General features: G+C 66.5%; 15 protein-coding genes and 1 pseudogene. 11 read left to right on the top strand and 5 right to left on the bottom strand.

The window, feature by feature from the left end:
- Positions 1-216, bottom strand: a pseudogene (locus C5F75_RS12660) (MFS transporter); the annotation flags it as partial.
- Positions 217-752: 536 nt separating this feature from the next.
- Here C5F75_RS12660 and C5F75_RS12650 point away from each other — a divergent pair.
- On the top strand, positions 753-1085 hold the full coding sequence (locus C5F75_RS12650) for a YnfA family protein (protein ID WP_011545077.1): 333 nt from the start codon (positions 753-755) through the stop codon (positions 1083-1085).
- A 27-nt stretch (positions 1086-1112) separates the two neighbouring features.
- Here the strand turns inward: C5F75_RS12650 and dnaQ are convergent, their stop codons facing one another.
- Genes dnaQ through C5F75_RS12635 form a run of 3 tightly spaced genes read right to left on the bottom strand, consistent with a single transcriptional unit; the run spans position 1113 to position 3140 of the window.
- Complete coding sequence (dnaQ, locus tag C5F75_RS12645; RefSeq protein WP_059573882.1) at positions 1113-1847, bottom strand: DNA polymerase III subunit epsilon; 735 nt, start codon at positions 1845-1847, stop codon at positions 1113-1115.
- Between the two features lie 40 nt (positions 1848-1887).
- Positions 1888-2331, bottom strand: coding sequence for a ribonuclease HI (gene rnhA, locus C5F75_RS12640; protein WP_059573881.1), 444 nt, complete (start codon positions 2329-2331; stop codon positions 1888-1890).
- A complete protein-coding gene (locus C5F75_RS12635; protein WP_059573880.1) occupies positions 2328-3140 on the bottom strand; it encodes a class I SAM-dependent methyltransferase in 813 nt (270 codons plus the stop codon). Before C5F75_RS12635 ends, rnhA begins: the two co-directional genes overlap by 4 nt.
- 18 nt (positions 3141-3158) lie before the next feature.
- Between C5F75_RS12635 and gloB the strand changes: the two genes are divergently transcribed.
- From gloB to C5F75_RS12590, 8 genes are all read left to right on the top strand, one after another.
- On the top strand, positions 3159-3995 hold the full coding sequence (gene gloB, locus C5F75_RS12630) for a hydroxyacylglutathione hydrolase (RefSeq protein WP_060011511.1): 837 nt from the start codon (positions 3159-3161) through the stop codon (positions 3993-3995).
- Positions 3996-4146: 151 nt separating this feature from the next.
- A complete protein-coding gene (locus C5F75_RS12625) occupies positions 4147-5724 on the top strand; it encodes a transglycosylase SLT domain-containing protein (protein ID WP_104012307.1) in 1578 nt (525 codons plus the stop codon).
- A 165-nt stretch (positions 5725-5889) separates the two neighbouring features.
- Entirely contained in the window at positions 5890-7107 is a 1218-nt protein-coding gene (locus C5F75_RS12620) for an MFS transporter (protein ID WP_104012306.1), read from the top strand.
- A gap of 365 nt (positions 7108-7472) precedes the next feature.
- Positions 7473-8618 (top strand): glutamine-hydrolyzing carbamoyl-phosphate synthase small subunit, encoded by a 1146-nt coding sequence (gene carA, locus C5F75_RS12610; protein ID WP_104012305.1) that lies wholly within the window; start codon positions 7473-7475, stop codon positions 8616-8618.
- Positions 8619-8655: 37 nt separating this feature from the next.
- Positions 8656-9327, top strand: coding sequence for a leucine efflux protein LeuE (gene leuE, locus C5F75_RS12605; RefSeq protein WP_059573875.1), 672 nt, complete (start codon positions 8656-8658; stop codon positions 9325-9327).
- 49 nt (positions 9328-9376) lie between these two features.
- Positions 9377-12631 (top strand): carbamoyl-phosphate synthase large subunit, encoded by a 3255-nt coding sequence (gene carB / locus C5F75_RS12600; protein ID WP_059573874.1) that lies wholly within the window; start codon positions 9377-9379, stop codon positions 12629-12631.
- A gap of 118 nt (positions 12632-12749) precedes the next feature.
- Positions 12750-13226 carry a transcription elongation factor GreA gene (gene greA, locus C5F75_RS12595; protein ID WP_006476345.1) on the top strand — a complete coding sequence of 159 codons (477 nt, stop codon included), beginning with the start codon at positions 12750-12752 and terminating at the stop codon, positions 13224-13226.
- Between the two features lie 14 nt (positions 13227-13240).
- Positions 13241-13699, top strand: a complete 459-nt coding sequence (locus C5F75_RS12590; RefSeq protein WP_059573873.1) for a DUF4149 domain-containing protein — start codon at positions 13241-13243, stop codon at positions 13697-13699.
- Positions 13700-13767: 68 nt separating this feature from the next.
- Here the strand turns inward: C5F75_RS12590 and C5F75_RS12585 are convergent, their stop codons facing one another.
- On the bottom strand, positions 13768-14292 hold the full coding sequence (locus C5F75_RS12585) for a YhbY family RNA-binding protein (protein ID WP_012328238.1): 525 nt from the start codon (positions 14290-14292) through the stop codon (positions 13768-13770).
- Positions 14293-14485: 193 nt separating this feature from the next.
- On the opposite strand from C5F75_RS12585, the gene C5F75_RS12580 reads away from it, so the two are divergent.
- Entirely contained in the window at positions 14486-15148 is a 663-nt protein-coding gene (locus C5F75_RS12580) for an RlmE family RNA methyltransferase (RefSeq protein ID WP_059573872.1), read from the top strand.
- A 165-nt stretch (positions 15149-15313) separates the two neighbouring features.
- Entirely contained in the window at positions 15314-17215 is a 1902-nt protein-coding gene (ftsH, locus tag C5F75_RS12575; protein WP_059573871.1) for an ATP-dependent zinc metalloprotease FtsH, read from the top strand.
- Positions 17216-17222: the final 7 nt, after the last annotated feature.

Here is a 17222-nt window from a genome sequence, read left to right as displayed (position 1 = left end):
CGGGAAGAACACCTTGCCGAGCGTGACGGCGATATAGCTGTAGACGCCGAAGTCGAACCATTCCATCGCATTGCCGATCGCCATCGCGCTGACGGCGCGCTTGAGCAGGCTCTGGTCGACGACGGTGATGTCGTCCGCGGTGAGCGGGGCGTCGCCGGACGGCGAAGCGGGGGAAGAGACAGCGGTCGGGCTGACGTGTGTTGCGGTCAAGGTCATGCACTCCTTTGACAGCGCCGGAACGGGCGGGCCGTCCGACACGGTTTGCCGGCGAGCGCGGTGTCGCATGCTGCGCGTCGGGGCAGACCATCGAGCGGTTGCTGCGCAGCGGGCAGCAAAGGGCCAAGGGGCTGCTTCGACGCGGGCCCGATGGGCCGTCGCGACAGTGCGCTCATGAAGAATGGGCCGCGTGATGCAAGCGGCGGATGCCGGTGCGGACGAGGAGTCCGGCTTCCGGCAACGCCCCGGAGGGGCAGCGAAACGAGAAAAGCGGGCCTGTCGGGCGGGCTTTCCTGTGGATGCAATTTCGATCGAGGCACCGGCCCGCGTCGTGCGGACGGACTTCTCTCAAAATCGAAAAGACAGAGATTGAATGTTGAAACGGGAGACATGATAGCACGATGACGGACGATCGTGCAAATTGCCGTGGGTCGCCCGCCTGGCGGGGCATCCGGCGCGGCCCGCTCGGGTATGATCGGCGGCGCGCGGCGCGGCCGTGCCGCCCGTCGCGACGGGGCTGATTCGCGAGGAACCGGATGACCGAACTGATGAGGATCGCGGCGCTGTTCGCCGCTACCGCGCTGGCCGAAATCGTCGGCTGCTACCTGCCGTGGCTCGTGCTGAAGGCCGGCCGCCCGGCCTGGCTGCTGGTGCCGGCCGCGCTGTCGCTCGCGCTGTTCGCGTGGCTGCTGACGCTGCACCCGAGCGCGGCGGGGCGCACGTATGCCGCGTACGGCGGCGTGTACATCGCGGTGGCGCTGATCTGGCTGCGGGTGGTCGACGGCGTCGCGCTGACCCGCTGGGACGTGGCCGGCGCGGTGCTCGCGCTCGGCGGGATGGCCGTCATCGCGCTGCAGCCGCGCGCGTGAGCGCGGCCGCGGCGCGGGCCGCGTGCGTCAGGCCGCTTCGGCGGTATCCGCGGCGGCGGACTGGCGCCACACGCAGGTGCCCTTGACCGACTTGTCGAGCTCGTCGAGCTGAGCCTGGTGTGCGGCAAGCTCGTCGTCGCTCGCGGCCACCACGGCCAGGTCGAGCGCGGCGAGCGAGACGCGCTGGCCGTTCGCGGCGCCGCCGTCGGCGCCCGCGTCGTCGAGCATGTCGATCACGAGGCTGTCCTGGCCGCGCGTCATCGCGAGATATACCTCGGCGAGCAGCTCCGAGTCGAGCAATGCGCCGTGCAGCGTGCGGTGCGCGTTGCTGATGCCGAAACGGTCGCACAGCGCGTCGAGCGAGTTGCGCTTGCCGGGGAACATCTGCTTGGCCTGCACCAGCGTGTCGATCACGCCGCCGCAATGCTCGGTGAACGGCGGCAGGCCGAGCCGCGCGAATTCGGCATCGAGAAAGCCGAGGTCGAACGGCGCGTTGTGGATGATCAGCTCGGCGTCCTTCACGAAGTCGAGGATCTGGTGGGCGACTTCCGCGAATTTCGGCTTGTCGCTCAGGAATTCGGTCGTGAGGCCGTGCACCGCCAGTGCGCCCGGATCGCTGTCGCGCTCGGGATTCACGTAGAAGTGCAGGTTGTTGCCGGTGAGCCGCCGGTTCAGCAGCTCGACGCAGCCGATTTCGATGAGGCGGTCGCCCGTGCGGGCGTTCAGGCCGGTGGTTTCGGTATCGAGAATGATCTGGCGCATGTCGGGAAAAGCAACAAAAACAGGAGAAGGCGGCCGGCCGTCAGGCGGCCAGCGATTCGACGCCGCGGTTCGCGAGCGCGTCCGCGCGCTCGTTTTCGGGATGGCCGGCGTGGCCCTTGACCCAGCGCCACTCGATCTCGTGCTGCGCGACGAGCGCGTCGAGCCGCTTCCACAGGTCGGCATTCTTCACGGGCGTCTTCGCCGCGGTGACCCAGCCTTTTTTCTTCCACCCGTGAATCCACTCGCTGATGCCTTTCTGCACGTACTGCGAGTCGGTATGGACGATCACGTGGCAGGGCCGCTTCAGCGCTTCGAGCGCGGCGATCACGCCCATCAGCTCCATGCGGTTGTTGGTCGTGTTCGGCTCGCCGCCGTACAGTTCCTTTTCCTTGTCGCCGTAGCGCAGCAGCGCGCCCCAGCCGCCAGGGCCGGGGTTGCCCTTGCAGGCGCCGTCGGTATAGATGTCGATGGTGTCGGTTGTCATGAACGTTCTTGATGGGTGGTCGGGGAGGCCGCCGGCGTCAGGCCCGGTGCGAGAACGGGCTTCTTCATCTTGATCGGGCCGACGAGGCGCATGCCGCGCACGCGCTTGACGGCCGTCACCATGTAGACGGCGCCGAAGATCGGCCACCAGCGGTCGCCGGCGGCCTCCATGAAGCCGTAGCGGGCCAGCCACTGGTCGGTGGCGAGCGGCGGCCGGTAGCAGCCGAAGCGGCCGCGTTCGAGGTCGAAACCGAGCAGCTTGATCCAGTCCTTCAGCCGGATGAATGCGATCTGGTCGCGCGTGGCCGGCACGAACGGGCGGTTCGCCATGCGCCCGAACGTCTGCCGCATGCCCCACAGGCTGAGCGAATTGAAGCCGGTGATCACGAGCTGGCCTTCCGGCATCAGCACGCGCTCGGCCTCGCGCAGCAGGCGGTGCGGGTCGGACGTGAATTCGAGCGTGTGCGGCATCACGATCAGGTCGACGCTTTGCGATTCGAACGGCAGGTCGAGCAGGTCGCACCACGTCGTGCTGCGATCGGCGGGCGCATGGCCTGCCGTGTGCGCTTCGCCCGCCCACGGATACTGGTACGGCGCGCTTGCGCCGCTCGCCGGGTCGAGCACCAGGCCGCGATACGGCATGCGGTTCTCGCGCAGTGCGTCGAGCTGCGGCAGGCCGAGCTGCAGCGCGTGGAATCCGAATACGTCGGACACGATCCGGTCGAGCTGCGCCTGTTCCCAGCCCAGCACGTAGCGGCCGGGCGGCGAGTCGGTCCAGGCGGGCCAGTCTATAATTTGACGGTCAGACATAACGATGATTGCGCGCCCATGAACGAGCTGGAATACGTGCCGGTTCCGGCATTCGAAGACAACTATATCTGGCTCGTCTCGGACGGCCGCGATGCGATCGCCGTCGACCCGGGTGAAGCCGCCCCCGTACGCCGGGTTCTTGCCGAACGAGGCTGGCGGTTGACCGCTATTTTACTCACGCACCACCATGCCGACCACGTCGGCGGTGTCGAGGCGCTGCGCAATAGCCAACCGGACGATGCGCCGCTGCCCGTTTACGGCCCCGCGGCCGAAGCGATCGGCGTGGTCACGCGGCCCCTTGCAGGCGGCGATCGCGTGACGCTCGACGCGCCGGCCATCGCGTTCGACGTGCTCGACGTGCCGGGCCATACGCGCGGTCACATCGCGTATTTTCAAGCGGCCGGCGAAGGCGCGGCAAGTCGACGCGCGGCCGGGCAGGGCAACGCGGTGCCGCACGTATTCTGCGGCGACACGCTGTTCTCGTGCGGCTGCGGCCGCCTGTTCGAAGGCACGCCCGCGCAGATGCTCGCGTCGCTCGACGCGCTCGCGGCGCTGCCCGGCGACACCCGCGTGCATTGCGCACACGAATACACGCTGTCGAACATCCGCTTCGCGCTCGCGTGCGAGCCCGGCAATGCGGCACTGGCCGCGTGGCGCGACGACGCGCAGGCGCTGCGCGCGCGCGGCGTGCCGACGCTGCCGACCACGATCGCGCACGAGCGTGCCGTCAACCCGTTCATGCGGGCCGACAGCGCGGCGATCCACGCGACGCTCGAGGCCGAGCTGCACGAAACGGTGACGGATCGTCTGACGGCATTCACGCTGATGCGCGAATGGAAAAACCGGTTCCGATGACGTTTTCCGGAGGACTCCAAAGCTCAAGCGGTATCTGTAAAAATTGCTCCAAATGTAGGATTTCGCTGAGTTTTCGGTGTTTTTATTGACGTGAAGCACGCACTTCCGTAGTATCGCCTGCAATTTCCAGCCGTCGGAAGCCGAGATTTTCATGCGACTTATATTGAGTGCGATGGTGGTACTGCTACTCGCCGCGTGTGCGAGCCAGCCCCCTGTCGCCAACAACGCCGCCGATTCGCAGGCGACGTCCAACTACCTCCGTAAATCAGCCACCGCCAAAGAAACTGTCGACGTCGACAAGCAATCCGTCGGCGACCTGACCACTGCAGACTCCGATCTCTGGGCGCGCATCCGCCGCGGCTTCCAGATGCCCGACCTGCAGAGCGATCTCGTCGACATGCAGACGACCTGGTATACGCAGCGTCCCGATTACGTGCAGCGCATGACCGAGCGCTCGCAGAAGTACCTGTATCACATCGTCGAGGAGCTCGAGGCGCGTCACATGCCGACCGAGCTCGCGCTGCTGCCGTTCATCGAGTCCGCGTACAACCCGCAGGCGCTGTCGGTCGCGAAGGCGGCCGGCATGTGGCAGTTCATGCCCGGCACCGGCCGCACGTACAACCTGAAGCGCAACATGTGGCAGGACGAGCGCCGCGACGTGCTCGCGTCGACGAGCGCCGCGCTCGACTACCTGTCCCGCCTGCACGACATGTTCGGCGACTGGTATCTGGCGCTGGCCGCATACAACTGGGGCGAAGGCAACGTGCAGCGCGCGATCGCGCGCAACCAGGCGGCCGGCCTGCCGACCGACTACCAGAACCTGCGGATGCCCAACGAGACGCGCAACTACGTGCCGAAGCTGCAGGCGGTGAAGAACATCATCGCGAGCCCGCAGCAGTACGGCCTCGCGCTGCCGGATATTCCGAACCACCCGTATTTCGTGACGGTCACGACGTCGCGCGACATCGACGTGGCGGTGGCCGCGAAGCTCGCGAACCTGCCGCTCGACGAGTTCCGCTCGCTGAACCCGTCGTTCTCGAAGCCGGTGATCCTCGGCGCGACCGAGCCGCAGATCCTGCTGCCGTTCGATAACGCGTCCGCGTTCGAGAAGAACCTGAAAGCCTACAGCGGTCAGTTGTCGTCGTGGACCACCTACACGGTCAGCGAACGCGCGCGCCCGGCCGCGATCGCCGAGAAGATCGGCGTCGACGCCGATACGCTGATGTCGGTCAACAAGATTCCGGCCGGCATGCGCCTGAAGCCGGGCTCGACGATCGTCGTGCCGCGCGGCGATGACGATGACGAGGACATCAGCGCCGACGTTGCCGAAAACGGCGCGCTCGCGATGGAGCCGGACGTCCCCGACACGCGCAAGATGCTGATCCGCGTGCGCCGCAAGCAGTCGATGGCGGCGATCGCCGGCCGCTACGGCGTATCGGTCGGCCAGTTGAAGGCGTGGAACCGTACGCACCGCGATCTCGCGATGCCGGGCCAGGCGCTCGTGCTGCACGTGCCGGTCGGCCGCGCGGTGCCGGCGGAACCCGGTCCGGAGCGGATCGCGACGTCGACGGGCGGTGCGCGCATCGAGCGCGCGAGCCTGGCGGTGGGCGGCAAGTCGCACGGCGGCAAGCGCGGCGGCGCCGCCAAGTCGTCGGCGAAGCCGGCGAAGGCCGCGCCCGCGAAAGCCGCGCCGGCCAAGACCGCCGCGAACAAGGGCAAGAAGAAGTAAGCGAAGCGAGCGCGACTGCCGCGCGACGTAACGGCCGGTGAGGCCACACGATTGCGCTATCATCCGACGAATTCGACGAAACGCCGTCACCGAGGTGACGGCGTTTTCGTTTGTGCGCGGCGCGGCGGCGCTGCGTCGCGCGTCTTCATATGACAAGGGGAAGCGATGTCGTCGGTGCAGGTGAGGGTGCTCGCGCTGTTTTCGGTCGGGTATTTCGTGTCGTATGTGTTTCGCGGCGTCAATCTGGGCTTCGCGCCGTTCGTCACGCACGAGCTCGGCCTGTCGGCCGCCGATCTCGGCCTGCTCACCAGTCTCTATTTCCTCGGCTTCGCGGGCGCGCAGATCCCGGCCGGCGTGATGCTCGACCACTACGGCCCGCGTCGCGTCACGGCCGGCATGCTGCTGTTCGCGGCGGCCGGCGCGGCCGTGTTCGGCACGGCGCACGGCATCGGCGCGATGATGGTCGGCCGCCTGCTGATCGGCGTCGGCGTATCGGTGTGTCTCGGCGCGGCGTTCAAGGCGCTCGCGCAGCATTTCCCGGTCGGCCGGCTGCCGCTCGTCAACGGCCTCGTGATGGCCGTGGGCGGCCTCGGCGGCGTGATGGTCGGCTCGCCGCTGACCTGGCTGCTCGGCTGGGCGAGCTGGCGTGCGATCTGTTTCGGCCTCGCGGTGCTGACGGTGGCCGTCGCGGCGTCGATCGGCATCGGCGCGCCCGACGCGCAGCAGGCGCGCCACCAGGGCGGGCTCGTCGGCCAGTTCAAGGGCACGTGGCATATCCTGGGCAGCCGCGCGTTCTGGAAGATTGCGTCGTTCTCCGTCGTCACGCAGGGCGTGTTCTACGCGATGCAGTCGCTGTGGGTCGGGCCGTATCTGCGCGATGTCGGCGGATTCGACGCGCCGCATGCCGCGCGCCTCGTGTCGGTGCTCGGCTTCGCGATGATGGCCGGCTGCGTCGGCTTCGGTGCGGCGGCGCGCGTGCTCGAGCGGCGCGGCGTGTCGGTCTACGCCACCTGCGGCATCGGCATGGCGCTGTTCGTTGCGACGCAGCTCGCGATCGTCGCGCGCGTGCCGTTGCCGCCGGCCGTGCTGTGGGCCGCCTACGGGATGTTCGGCGGCGTGGGCATCCTGACCTACGCGGTGATGGCCGGCCACTTTCCCGCTCACCTGATCGGCCGCGCGAACACGACGCTCACGCTCGTGATCTTCGTGCTGATCTTTGCGTTCCAGATCGGCGTCGGCGCCGTGCTGTCGCACTGGCCGGCCGTCGACGGCCGTTATCCGGCCGCCGCGCACTTCACCGCATGGGGCGTGCTGCTCGCGCTGCAGCTCGCGAGCGCAGTCTGGTACGTGTGGCCCGCGCGCGGCGCTGGCCAAGCGCACTGATCCGGCGGTACGCTCACGGGTGGGGCGGCCGCGGAAACGGGGCCGCAGCACGTCGCGCCGCGCCGCCGAGCGCGGCGCGCCCATGATCGGACGGCCATATCAATTGAAGATAGGCCCATTTTCAGGCTATAATTTGAAAGTTTGTGCTGATCAACCTCGCACCCTAGCGCCTACCTCATTCATCCCGTTCATCCGCCGCACGCCGCCAGCCGGGCGATGCCGCGAAGCCTCGTGCGCCACGCGCCGGGTTCGCGTCTCGACAACGCAGGCCGCGTCCAGCAAGCGACCGCGCGCGCCCACGCAGCGCGGCGCTCGCGCGGCAGGGTAAACAGGTCGGCAGCAGGGTGTTCCCCAAGGAGCCTCCCGTGTTGCCGTCTTTTTCTCCCGCCTTGCTTGCACTCGCCGACGGCACGGTCTTTCGTGGTTATTCGATCGGGGCCGAAGGCCATACGATCGGCGAAGTCGTGTTCAATACCGCGATCACCGGCTATCAGGAAATCCTGACTGATCCGAGCTACTCGCGCCAGATCGTCACGCTCACCTATCCGCATATCGGCAACGTCGGCGTCAACGCCGAAGACGTCGAAGCCACGAAAGTCCATGCCGCCGGCCTGATCATCCGCGATCTGCCGACGCTCGCATCGAACTTCCGCATGGACCGCACGCTCGGCGACTACCTGCGCGACGAAGGCGTCGTCGCGATCGCCGGCATCGACACCCGCAAGCTGACCCGCATCCTGCGCGACAAGGGCGCGCAGAACGGCTGCATCCTGACGGGTTCCGACGACGAAGCGAAGGCGAGCGAGCTGGCGCGCTCGTTCCCGGGCCTCGCCGGCATGGATCTCGCGAAGGTCGTGTCGACCACCAAGCCGTTCGAGTGGAAGCAGACGGAATGGCGCCTCGAAGGCGGCTACGGCATGCAGGAAGCGCCGAAGTACCGCGTCGTCGCGTACGACTTCGGCGTCAAGTACAACATCCTGCGCATGCTCGCCGAGCGCGGCTGCCACGTGACGGTGCTGCCGGCCCAGGCCAGTGCGGAAGATGCGCTCGCGCTGAATCCGGACGGCATCTTCCTGTCGAACGGCCCCGGCGATCCGGAGCCGTGCGATTACGCGATCGCGGCCACGAAGGCCTTCATCGAGCGCGGCGTGCCGACCTTCGGCATCTGCCTCGGCCACCAGATCATGGGCCTCGCGGTCGGCGCGAAGACGCTGAAGATGAAGACGGGCCACCACGGCGCGAACCATCCGGTGAAGGATCTCGGCGACGGCCGCGTCGTGATCACGTCGCAGAACCACGGTTTCGCGGTCGACGCCGATTCGCTGCCGGCCAACGCGCGCGTGACGCACGTGTCGCTGTTCGACGGCACGCTGCAGGGCTTCGAGCTGACCGACAAGCCGGCATTCTGCTTCCAGGGTCACCCGGAAGCGTCGCCCGGCCCGCACGACATCGGCTACCTGTTCGACCGTTTCACCGCGCTGATGGACGCGGCGAAGCAGCGCACCGCTTAACGTCATCGACGCAACCGAAGGACGGGAGATTCGCATCATGTTCGGCCACGCACTCGGCATCACGGATATCTGGACCTACGTGTTCGGCGTGATCTTCATCATCCTGCTGCCGGGGCCGAACTCGATGTACGTGCTGTCGCTCGCCGCGCAGCGCGGCGTGAAGGCCGGCTATCGCGCGGCCTGCGGCGTGTTCGTCGGCGATACCGTGCTGATGGTGCTGTCCGCCGCGGGCGTCGCGTCGCTGCTGAAGGCGAACCCGCTGCTGTTCTCCGTCGTCAAGTACGGCGGCGCCGCGTACCTGCTGTACATCGGCGCCGGGATGTTGCGCAGCGCGTGGAGCAAGCTGCGCGCACGCGGCGATGCGCCGGTCGAGGCCCGGCAGGCTGTCGACGGCGAGCGGTCTTTCGACAAACCGTTCCGGAAAGCGCTGATCGTGAGCCTGCTGAATCCGAAAGCGATCCTGTTCTTCATCTCGTTCTTCATCCAGTTCGTCGACCCGGCATTCCCGCATCCCGCGCTGTCGTTCGTCGTGCTCGGGGCGATCGCGCAATGCGCGAGCTTCCTGTACCTGAGCACGCTGATCTTCGCGGGCGCGCGGCTCGCCGAGCACTTCCGCCGCCGCCGCAAGCTCGCGGCAGGCGCGGCGAGCAGCGTGGGCGGCCTGTTCATCGGTTTCTCGGTGAAGCTGGCGCTCGCGACCATGAGCTGAGCGCCGCCGGCCGACCCACGACAACGATTACTTATTGAATTCACAAGCCATGCCAAAACGCACAGACATCAAGAGCATCCTCATCATCGGCGCCGGCCCGATCATCATCGGCCAGGCGTGCGAGTTCGACTATTCGGGCGCGCAGGCTTGCAAGGCGTTGCGTGAGGAGGGCTACAAGGTCGTTCTCGTCAACAGCAACCCGGCGACGATCATGACCGACCCGAACACGGCCGACGTGACCTACATCGAGCCGATCACGTGGGAAGTCGTCGCGCGCATCATCGAGAAGGAGCGCCCGGACGCGATCCTGCCGACGATGGGCGGCCAGACCGCGCTGAACTGCGCGCTCGACCTGCACCATCACGGCGTGCTCGAGAAGTTCGGCGTCGAGCTGATCGGCGCGTCGCCGGAAGCGATCGACAAGGCGGAGGACCGCCAGAAGTTCAAGGAAGCGATGACCAAGATCGGTCTCGGCTCCGCGAAGTCGGGCATCGCGCATTCGATGGAAGAAGCGATCCAGGTGCACGCGCAGATCATGGCGGAGACGGGCGGCAGCGGCTACCCGGTCGTGATCCGCCCGTCGTTCACGCTCGGCGGCTCGGGCGGCGGCATCGCGTACAACCGCGAAGAGTTCGAGGAGATCTGCAAGCGCGGTCTCGACCTGTCGCCCACGCGCGAACTGCTGATCGAAGAATCGCTGCTCGGCTGGAAGGAATACGAGATGGAAGTCGTGCGCGACCGCGCCGACAACTGCATCATCGTCTGCTCGATCGAAAACCTCGACCCGATGGGCGTGCACACCGGCGACTCGATCACGGTGGCTCCCGCGCAGACGCTCACCGACAAGGAATACCAGATCCTGCGTAACGCATCGCTCGCGGTGCTGCGCGAGATCGGCGTCGACACGGGCGGCTCGAACGTGCAGTTCTCGATCAACCCGAAGGACGGCCGCATGGTCGTCATCGAAATGAACCCGCGCGTGTCGCGTTCGTCGGCGCTGGCATCGAAGGCCACCGGCTTCCCGATCGCGAAGGTCGCCGCGAAGCTGGCGGTCGGCTACACGCTCGACGAGCTGAAGAACGAAATCACCGGCGGCCAGACGCCGGCGTCGTTCGAGCCGACGATCGACTACGTCGTCACGAAGATCCCGCGTTTCGCGTTCGAGAAGTTCCGCGAAGCCGATTCGCGCCTGACCACGCAGATGAAGTCGGTCGGCGAGGTGATGGCGATCGGCCGCACGTTCCAGGAATCGTTCCAGAAGGCGCTGCGCGGCCTCGAGGTCGGAGTCGACGGTCTCGACGAGAAGTCGACCAACCGCGACGAGATCGCGATCGAGATCCACGAGCCGGGCCCGGACCGCATCTGGTACGTCGGCGATGCGTTCCGCATCGGCATGACGGCCGAGGAAATCTTCGCGGAAACCGCGATCGACCCGTGGTTCCTCGAGCAGATCGAGCAGATCATCCTGAAGGAAAAGGCGCTCGTGGGCCGCACGCTCGCGTCGCTGACGTTCGACGAGCTGCGCTACCTGAAGCAGAGCGGCTTCTCCGACCGCCGCCTCGCGAAGCTGCTCGGCGCGACGCCGGAAGACGTCCGCCGCCGCCGCGTCGAGCTGAACGTGCGCCCGGTCTACAAGCGCGTCGACACGTGCGCGGCCGAGTTCGCGACGAAAACGGCCTACATGTACTCGACCTACGAGGAAGAGTGCGAGGCGCAGCCGACCACCAACAAGAAGATCATGGTGCTGGGCGGCGGCCCGAACCGGATCGGCCAGGGCATCGAGTTCGACTACTGCTGCGTGCACGCGGCGCTCGCGATGCGCGAGGACGGCTATGAAACGATCATGGTCAACTGCAACCCGGAAACGGTGTCGACCGACTACGACACGTCCGACCGCCTGTACTTCGAGCCGCTGACGCTCGAGGACGTGCTCGAGATCGTCGACAAGGAAAAGCCGGTCGGCGTGATCGTCCAGTACGGCGGCCAGACGCCGCTGAAGCTCGCGCTCGACCTCGAGGCGCACGGCGTGCCGATCGTCGGCACGTCGCCGGACATGATCGACGCGGCCGAAGACCGCGAACGCTTCCAGAAGCTGCTGCAGGACCTCGGCCTGCGCCAGCCGCCGAACCGCACCGCGCGCGCCGAGGACGAAGCGCTCGCGCTGGCCGACGAAATCGGCTATCCGCTGGTCGTGCGTCCGTCGTACGTGCTCGGCGGCCGCGCGATGGAAATCGTCCACGAGCCGCGCGACCTCGAGCGCTACATGCGCGAGGCCGTGAAGGTGTCGAACGATTCGCCGGTGCTGCTCGACCGCTTCCTGAACGACGCGATCGAGTGCGACGTCGACTGCATCTGCGACGGCGAAGCCGTGTTCATCGGCGGCGTGATGGAGCACATCGAGCAGGCGGGCGTCCACTCGGGCGACTCGGCATGCTCGCTGCCGCCGTACTCGCTGTCGAAGGAAACCGTGGCCGAGCTGAAGCGGCAGACGGGCGCGATGGCGAAGGCGCTGAACGTGGTCGGCCTGATGAACGTGCAGTTCGCGATCCAGCAGGTGCCGCAGGCGGACGGCTCGAAGCAGGACATCATCTACGTGCTGGAAGTGAACCCGCGCGCGTCGCGCACGGTGCCGTACGTGTCGAAGGCGACCAGCCTGCCGCTCGCGAAGATCGCGGCGCGCGCGATGGTCGGCCAGAAGCTCGCGCAGCAGGGCGTGACGAAGGAAGTCGAGCCGCCGTACTTCAGCGTGAAGGAAGCGGTGTTCCCGTTCGTGAAGTTCCCGACCGTCGACCCGGTCCTCGGGCCTGAAATGCGTTCGACCGGCGAAGTGATGGGCGTCGGCCGCACGTTCGGCGAAGCGCTGTTCAAGTCGCAGCTCGCGGCCGGTTCGCGCCTGCCGGAGTCGGGCACGGTGCTGCTGACCGTGATGGACGCGGATAAACCGAAGGCCGTCGAAGTCGCGCGCATGCTGCACGACCTCGGCTACCCGATCGTCGCGACCAAGGGCACGGCTGCCGCGATCGAAGCGGCCGGCGTGCCGGTGAAGGTCGTGAACAAGGTGAAGGACGGGCGTCCGCACATCGTCGACATGATCAAGAACGGCGAGATCGCGCTCGTGTTCACGACGGTCGACGAGACGCGCCAGGCGATCGCCGATTCGCGTTCGATCCGCATGAGCGCGCAGGCGCACAAGGTCACGTACTACACGACGATGTCGGGCGCGCGCGCGGCCGTCGAGGGCCTGCGCTACCTGAAGGATCTGGAAGTCTATGATTTACAAGGTCTTCACGCTCGCCTAAACTAAGCGTTCAGTTACCTGTCGAAGCAACACGTGCCGCGATTAGGCGGTGTTTCCAGTGCATCGGAAGCGCGCTTAATCGCGGTGATTTTTTTTATAGCCGTTTTTAGCGATTGAGCCGTTTATGAGCACCATTCCGTTGACAAAGCGTGGCGCGGAGCAACTGCGCGATGAATTGCAGCGCCTCAAGTCCGTCGAGCGGCCGGCCGTGATCAACGCGATCGCGGAGGCCCGCGCACAGGGCGATCTGTCCGAAAACGCCGAATACGACGCAGCGAAGGAAAAGCAGGGCTTTATCGAGGGCCGCATCGCGGAACTCGAATCCAAGCTGTCCGCCGCGCAAATCATCGATCCGACGGTGCTCGACGCCGATGGCCGCGTGGTGTTCGCCGCGACGGTCGAACTCGAGGATCTCGAGTCGGGCGACACGGTCAAGTACCAGATCGTCGGCGACGACGAAGCCGATATCGATCACGGCCTGATCTCGGTCAGCTCGCCGATCGCGCGCGCGCTGATCGGCAAGTCCGAAGGCGACGTCGCGGCCGTGCAGGCGCCAAGCGGCGTGCGCGAGTACGAAATCATCTCGGTCAGCTACATCTGAAGCGGGGCGACGTGATGCCGCATCGCGTGTTCCGTCTGCTGTCGGCCGTATGGGTCGGCAGCCTGCTGACGATCGGGTATGCGGTCGCGCCCGTCCTGTTCAAGACGCTGGAGCGGATGACGGCCGGTTCGGTCGCCGCCCAGCTGTTCCGCATCGAGGCGATCGTCGGCATCGTGTGCGGCGTGCTGCTGCTCGCGTTGTCGAACCAGCAGGTGCGGCGGGGCGGCAACGAGTATCGCCGCGTGCGCTGGATCGTCGCCGCGATGGTCGTGTGCGTGCTGGTCGGGTATTTTGCGCTGCAGCCGTTCATGAACGCGCTGCGGGTGGCCGCGATGGACGCGGGCACCGATATCGCGAATTCGCCGTATGCGAGCCGCTTCGGGATGCTGCACGGCGTCTCGAGCGTGTTCTATCTCGTCGAGAGCGTGCTGGGGCTGATGCTGATCTGGCGCCTGCCGGCGCGCGAAGCCTGAGCGCCCGTCGTTGCGCGTTGCGCAACGACGGGGCAGGGCGGCACGGGCATCCGTGCCGCGCAAGCGGCTTACTTGTCCTGGAACGGCCGCTTGGTGCTGGCCTGCCGCTTTTTCGCACGCTTCACGGTGCCGCCCGCCGTCACACGCTCGTTGCCGCGCACCGTGACCTTCACGGGCCGCGGGCGGCGCACGGGGCTCGCGTTCGGCGACACCTTGACGACCTTGACGGTGCGCGGCGCGCGGCCTTTCTTGTCGTCGGCGGCTTCCGCCGCGCTCGGCAGCGCGCCGGCACGGCGGCCGCGGGCCGGGGCCGCAGCGGCTTCCGGCCTCCAGATCACCAGCAGCTTGCCGATATGCTGAATCGGGGCCGCGTTCAGACGGTCGCAGATCTCGTCGTAGATCGCGATGCGTTCGTCGCGCTCGTCGCCGAACACGCGGATCTTGATCAACTGGTGCGCGTCGAGGTGCACCTTGATTTCCTTCAGCACGGCGTCGGTCAGCCCTTCGGCGCCGATCAGCACGACGGGCTTGAGCGCATGGGCCTGGGAGCGCAGCGCGGAGCGCTCGGCGGGAGAAAGCGAAAGGGCGGGCATGGAAATGTCGAAATCTAAATAAGGGCGCGCTGACTGAAAAGCGATCGCGGGGCGATACCGCGTCAGCCGTGCGCCGAAACCACGTAAAATCGCGGCTTGGGCCTGAAAAGGGGCCGCAGCCGCGCGAAGAAGACGCGTATTATCCGCTAAAAGCGCGGCTTCACGAAGCAATGGGCAGCAATCTCTCTCTCGAATGGCAAAAAACCGCTTCAACCAGCACTGGCTGCACGACCACATCAACGACCCGTACGTCAAAATGGCGCAGCGGGAGGGCTATCGCGCGCGCGCCGCGTACAAGCTGAAGGAAATCGACGAACAGGACAAGCTGATCCGTCCGGGCCAGGTGATCGTCGACCTCGGCGCGACGCCGGGCAGCTGGAGCCAGTATGCGCGCAACAAGCTCGCGCAGGGCAAGAAGCGCGACGCGGAGCGCGAGGGCGGCATCGACGGCACGATCGTTGCGCTCGACATCCTGCCGATGGAGCCGATCGCCGACGTCCATTTCCTGCAGGGCGACTTCCGCGAGGACGACGTCCTCCACCGGCTCGAGGAGGTGCTCGAAGGCCGCGCGGTGGACCTTGTTATTTCCGACATGGCCCCCAACCTCTCAGGCGTGGCGTCGGCGGACGCGGCGCGTATCGAGCATCTCTGCGATCTGGCGCTCGAATTCGCGCAGAACCATCTGAAGCCGGACGGTGCACTGCTCGTGAAGTGTTTTCACGGCAGCGGCTACAGCCAGATCGTCGAGAAGTTCAAACAGCAGTTTAAGGTTGTCGCGCCGCGCAAGCCCAAGGCATCTCGCGACAAATCGTCCGAAACGTTCATTTTGGGTCGGCAGCTGAAGCATCCGCGCTGACGCGCAGGCGCTGCCGCAAACGGGCTCCGGCCCTTGCCGGACAAGCGAAGCGCTATCGCGGCGGTTGTCAATGCTTATGGCAGGGGTGGTCGGACTGGATTAGAATGACCGAGGGGCGCCGCAAGGAAAATGTAGGCGCTCGTCTACGAGTGAAGGAGTGGTGCTTTGAACAACAATATGTTTTCGAAGGCAGCGGTGTGGCTGGTGATCGCACTGGTGCTGTTTACGGTGTTCAAGCAGTTCGACAAGCCCCGCGTCCAGGAAGGCGTGTCCTATTCGCAGTTCATGGACGACGCCAAGAACGGCAAGGTCAAGAACGTCATCGTTCAGGGGCGCAACCTCACCGTCACTCCGGCTGATGGCCAGAAATACCAGATCGTGTCGCCCGGCGACATCTGGATGGTCGGCGATCTGATGAAGTACGGCGTGCAGGTCAGCGGCAAGGCCGACGACGAGCCGAACGCGCTGATGTCCGCGCTGTACTACCTCGGGCCGACGATCCTGATCATCGTGTTCTGGTTCTACATGATGAGGCAGATGCAGGGAGGCGGCAAAGGCGGCGCGTTCTCGTTCGGGAAATCGCGTGCGCGGCTGATCGACGAGAACAACAACGCGGTGAACTTCTCCGACGTCGCGGGCTGCGACGAAGCGAAGGAAGAAGTGTCCGAGCTCGTCGACTTCCTGCGCGATCCGCAGAAATTCCAGAAACTGGGCGGCCGCATTCCGCGCGGCGTGCTGCTGGTCGGCCCTCCGGGTACCGGCAAGACGCTGCTCGCCCGCGCGATCGCGGGTGAAGCGAAGGTGCCGTTCTTCAGCATCTCGGGTTCGGACTTCGTCGAAATGTTCGTCGGTGTCGGCGCGGCTCGTGTGCGCGACATGTTCGAGCAGGCGAAGAAGCATGCGCCGTGCATCGTGTTCATCGACGAAATCGACGCGGTCGGCCGTCATCGGGGCGCCGGCATGGGCGGCGGCAACGACGAGCGCGAACAGACGCTGAACCAGATGCTCGTCGAGATGGACGGCTTCGAGGCGAACTCGGGCGTGATCGTGATCGCCGCCACCAACCGTTCCGACGTGCTCGACAAGGCGCTGCTGCGTCCGGGCCGTTTCGACCGCCAAGTCTATGTCGGGCTGCCCGACATCCGCGGCCGCGAGCAGATCATGCGCGTGCACCTGCGCAAGGTGCCGATCGCGAACGACGTCGACGCGGCGGTCATCGCGCGCGGCACGCCGGGCTTCTCCGGCGCCGATCTCGCGAACCTCGTGAACGAGGCTGCGCTGTTCGCCGCCCGTCGCGGCAAGCGCATCGTCGAGATGCAGGATTTCGAGGACGCGAAGGACAAGATCTTCATGGGTCCGGAGCGCAAGTCGGCCGTGATCCGCGAGGAAGCGAAGCGCGCCACCGCGTATCACGAGTCGGGCCACGCGGTCATCGCGAAGCTGCTGCCGAAGGCCGACCCGGTGCACAAGGTCACGATCATCCCGCGCGGTCGCGCGCTGGGCGTCACGTGGCAGTTGCCGGAGCATGACAACGAGACGTATTCGAAGGATTACCTGCTCGACCGCCTCGCGATCCTGTTCGGTGGCCGGGTGGCCGAAGAGCTGTTCATGAACCTCGTCAGCACCGGCGCATCGGACGACTTCAACAAGGCCACGCAGACGGCGCGTGCGATGGTCGCCCGATTCGGCATGACCGACGCGCTCGGGCCGATGGTGTACGTCGACGACGAGAACGATGCGTCGCCGTTCGGCCGCGGCTTCACGCGCACGATCTCCGAAGCGACGCAGCAGAAGGTCGATTCCGAAATCCGCCGCGTGCTCGACGAACAGTACAACCTCGCGCGCCGCCTGCTCGAAGAGAACCGCGACAAGGTCGAAGCGATGACGGCCGCACTGATGGAGTGGGAGACGATCGACGCCGATCAGATCAACGACATCATGGAAGGTCGTCCGCCGCGCTCGCCGAAGAGCTCGCCGGCTGTCGGCGGCGATTCGTCGGGCGGCGGCAGCGCCGCCGCCGAGGTCAAGCCGGGCACCGCGCCGGCGCCGGCGTCGCCGGCGGCATAATCTCCGC

It is taken from the genome of Burkholderia anthinoferrum (assembly GCF_002925705.1).
Taxonomy (GTDB): domain Bacteria; phylum Pseudomonadota; class Gammaproteobacteria; order Burkholderiales; family Burkholderiaceae; genus Burkholderia; species Burkholderia semiarida.
The sequence above is the reverse complement of the archived record's forward strand: the minus strand, read 5'-3'. Positions and strand labels throughout refer to the sequence as shown.